The sequence below is a fragment of the Gordonia sp. ABSL11-1 genome (genome assembly GCF_030315685.1).
Classification (GTDB): domain Bacteria; phylum Actinomycetota; class Actinomycetes; order Mycobacteriales; family Mycobacteriaceae; genus Gordonia.
Genome location: NZ_JASXSI010000060.1, coordinates 1 through 3205, shown reverse-complemented (window position 1 = coordinate 3205; position 3205 = coordinate 1). Strand labels below are relative to the sequence as shown.

Annotated in this window: 4 protein-coding genes; 1 reads left to right on the top strand and 3 read right to left on the bottom strand. The window is 66.8% G+C overall.

What is annotated here, in order from left to right; genetic code table 11:
- Position 1: 1 nt before the first annotated feature.
- The 3 genes from QSJ19_RS26355 to QSJ19_RS26345 all read right to left on the bottom strand — a co-directional run bounded on the left by QSJ19_RS26355 (position 2) and on the right by QSJ19_RS26345 (position 3007).
- Positions 2 to 817: an ExeA family protein gene (locus QSJ19_RS26355; protein WP_286324011.1), complete on the bottom strand. Its 816-nt coding sequence runs from the start codon at positions 815 to 817 to the stop codon at positions 2 to 4.
- The gene (locus tag QSJ19_RS26350; protein WP_286324012.1) at positions 814 to 2310 is read right to left on the bottom strand and encodes a DDE-type integrase/transposase/recombinase; all 1497 of its coding nucleotides are present in this window, start codon (positions 2308 to 2310) and stop codon (positions 814 to 816) included. The genes QSJ19_RS26355 and QSJ19_RS26350 overlap by 4 nt, the downstream gene beginning before the upstream one ends.
- Positions 2311 to 2377: 67 nt before the next feature.
- Positions 2378 to 3007 (bottom strand): helix-turn-helix domain-containing protein, encoded by a 630-nt coding sequence (locus QSJ19_RS26345; protein WP_286324010.1) that lies wholly within the window; start codon positions 3005 to 3007, stop codon positions 2378 to 2380.
- Here QSJ19_RS26345 and QSJ19_RS26340 point away from each other — a divergent pair.
- Positions 3000 to 3205: hypothetical protein (locus QSJ19_RS26340; RefSeq protein WP_286324009.1), on the top strand; the 206-nt coding region annotated here is incomplete at its 3' end. The genes QSJ19_RS26345 and QSJ19_RS26340 overlap by 8 nt on opposite strands.

The window sequence follows — 3205 nt, the reverse complement described above, 5'->3', positions numbered from 1 at the left end:
CTCAGTCGTGGCCACTTTCGGTGACGGCGATCCGAGCGGCTTTTTCATCGACGATCGCCGATTTCGCCGCGAATGCGGCGGTCAGTGCGTGCACGGCGAGGTTGTTGACTGCCCGGGGATGACCTCGGGCGGCGTTGTGGATCAACGACACCGCGTCGCTGGAGAACAATGGATCTGAGCGGCCGGCGATCGTGAGGTGGTGGGTGATGTAGTCGGCGGTGTCGGCCGGTGCCATCCCACTGAGGCTGTATCGGACGGCGATGCGTTGATCGAGTGCCGCCAGCACTCCGAGCTTGAGCCGGTGCCGCAAGGTCGGTTGCCCGACCAGCAGCACCGCGAACGGTGACCCCGAATCCATGTCGTGGTTGGTGAGCATCCGAATCGCTTCCATCTGCGCGTTGTCGAGCAGGTGCGCCTCGTCGATGACGACGACCGGGGTGCGGCCGCGTTCGGCCTGCTCGACCGCGAGCGCTTCGGCGGCTTGGGGTGCGAGGGTGGCGGTGTAGAAGTTCGGGACCTGTCCCAGGGCGGTGACGACGTGGTGGAGCATCCCGCGAACCCCGACCGAGGGGTTGGGCAGGTAGATGATCACATGCCGCGCCGGGTCCAATGCTGCTGTCGCGGAGCGGATCGCGACGGTCTTGCCGGCTCCGACCTCACCGGTGATCACGCCGATCGCGTGTTGATCCACGCACCAGGTGATGCGGGCGACCGCTTCGGCGTGGCCGGGGTGGCGATGGAGCATCGAGGGTGCGAGATTACGCCCGAACGGCATCCTGGTGAAACCGTAATGTGTCTGCAGCCGTTCGATACTCATGCCGATCCTTCCGCTCGTTCGGTGCCGCTGCCGACGATGTCGTCGATGCTGAGCTGGCCGTCGATCTGGCCGTCGATCTGGGCGTCGGTTCCTGCGTCGCTGCTTGTGTCGGTTCCTGCGCCGAACAGTGCGTCGTAGCCGATGCGGTGGTCACGGCGCACGTGATCGTGATGGGTCTCGGCCACCAGGTGCAGGTAGTCGATCCCGGTGGCCGTGGGTGTCGGTGGTTCGGGTATCTCGGGTCGCGCTTTCGGATGGACGTGCCGAGTGATGGTGTGCGGCACCGCCCGACCATGTGAAGCATCGTTGTAGCGGACGTCGATGGTTTCCATGTCGAACGGGGAGAACACCAACTCCACCTTCCGCCCCACCAACGCTGCGTCGACCTGATAGGTGTTGCCGTGCAACGACACTGTCGCGGTCTTGGTGACCGTGCGGTATTCCGACCACAGGAATGCTTCGGTCAGATCCGCGGCGGTCGGCATCGCCGCGGTGCGACCGCACCGTGCCCAGCCCGCCTCCCACCGATCCAGCGGGGACTGCCCGGTCTCGGAATGGGGCGCCCGGTGGTATTCGGTTTCCACCCATCCGGTGAACAACCGATTCAGCTCCAGCAGGGCACTGCGATGATCGAGGCCCGTCTGTGCGAGTTCCTCGGCGGTGGTATCGACGATTTCGACGAGGAACTGCTCGCGCACGGTGCGGAAGAATCGTTCGATCTTGCCGCGTCCTTGGGGGCGGTGCGGCGTGGAATGCACCAACCGGACACCGAGTTTCGCGCACGCCCGCAACAGCCACGCATCAACAAATGCGGACCCGTTGTCGACATAGACCGAGGCGGGCACCCCGCGGGCGGCTAACGCCGGCTCGAGGGCGACACCGAGTCGGACGGTGTCCTCGGAGAACCCGAACCGGTAGCCGGTGATCAGGCGGGAATGATCATCGAGGAACGCGAACAGATAGCTCTTGCGGCCACCGATCTTCGGACCGTGCAACACATCGCCGGTCCAGCGATCATTCGGGTTCTCCGCCTCGAACCGCCCAAACACCGGCACAGTGTCCCCGGCCGCGGGCCCGATCAGCTCGAGGCGGTGAAAGTGGCGCAGCAGTGTCGATTCCGACGGTGACCACCCCGACGACGCCCGCAGGATCCGCGCCACCTGCGCCGCGGTGCGGGCCGGGTTCTCCCGCTTCAACGCCGCCGCCATCTCCAACACCGCGGCATCGGTGCGCACGCTCGCCTGCCGCGTTGCCGGCACCAACGCCTCAAATCCATCGGCCCGGTAGCGGCGGATCCACCGATCCAATGTGTCGCGGGAGTACCGCACGCTCGTTCCGAACGGGTCGGTGTGCTCGCGTGCGGCGATCTCGCGCACCACCTTCCCGCGGGCCTTGGTCGACAACCCCGTATCCAGGGCCAGGCAGATCAACTGATAGCGGAACAACCCCACCTTCTGACGCCGTTCCCGTTCCTTGTCGTGCGACACGACCAACCCACTCTCCACGCTGATGCCGCCTGAACCCTGTTGTCAGACAGTCGCATCCGAGGATCGCCGACCGTCACCCCGCACAGGCAGAGGCAACTGGTGTTGGGTCGGCGAGCGCGCACCCGGCCGGCCACCCGGGCGCCAGAAGCCGACCACCCGAGAGCGCCACCGACACACCCGCCGCCGTCACCGCACCGACCGAGTCCGCACCGAATCGGCTGCCCACCGCCGAGTGCGCCGCACCGATCGCCGCGAGTGCGTCACCGCACCGACTGCCGGTCGCCTTCGGCACATGCACCTCGACACCCGTGGCCACCGCAATGGTGAGGAAGTGATTGCGCACCGCACCCGCCCGCGAGGCCAACACCCGGATCCACCCGCGCACCGTCGTTGCCGGCACGCCCAGAGCTGCGCCGATCGACCGGTGCCCCGACCCCGCCGCCGCAGACTGCAACGCCTCATAGATCAACTCCCCGAGATAGGCCCGGCGCAGCAACAACACCACCGGCAGCAGTACGTGCGTCGCCGCACACCCCCGGCAGCGCGAGCGTCGTGGACGAATCGGACCCGGTGCCCCGACGATCCGCCTCGGGCGAGCGTGACCCCACCCGCCGAGCACCCCAGACGGGCACGACGGACAGGCAAGATCGCCCGAGAGTAGACGGGACTCGACGCGTGCAGGATCGACCTCTACGGTGACCATCAGTGCCCTTTCGCACTACGCCCGGCACCCCCGAACAATCTTGCAGGAGAGGGCGGGGGTGCCGGGCAACCATCAGTTCCTCGTCACCCTGACGACGCCGACGACCACCGTCAATTCCAACGCGCCGGCAATCCACAGATCCGCACCCTCAAAGACTCCACCCCACCCGGTGGTCGCCATCCCCAGAGACGGTCAACA

Coding starts and splice junctions, on each gene's coding strand:
- QSJ19_RS26345 (WP_286324010.1), bottom strand. CDS start 3,007: ATGGTCACCGTAGAGGTCGATCCTGCACGCGTCGAGTCCCGTCTACTC.
- QSJ19_RS26355 (WP_286324011.1), bottom strand. CDS start 817: ATGAGTATCGAACGGCTGCAGACACATTACGGTTTCACCAGGATGCCG.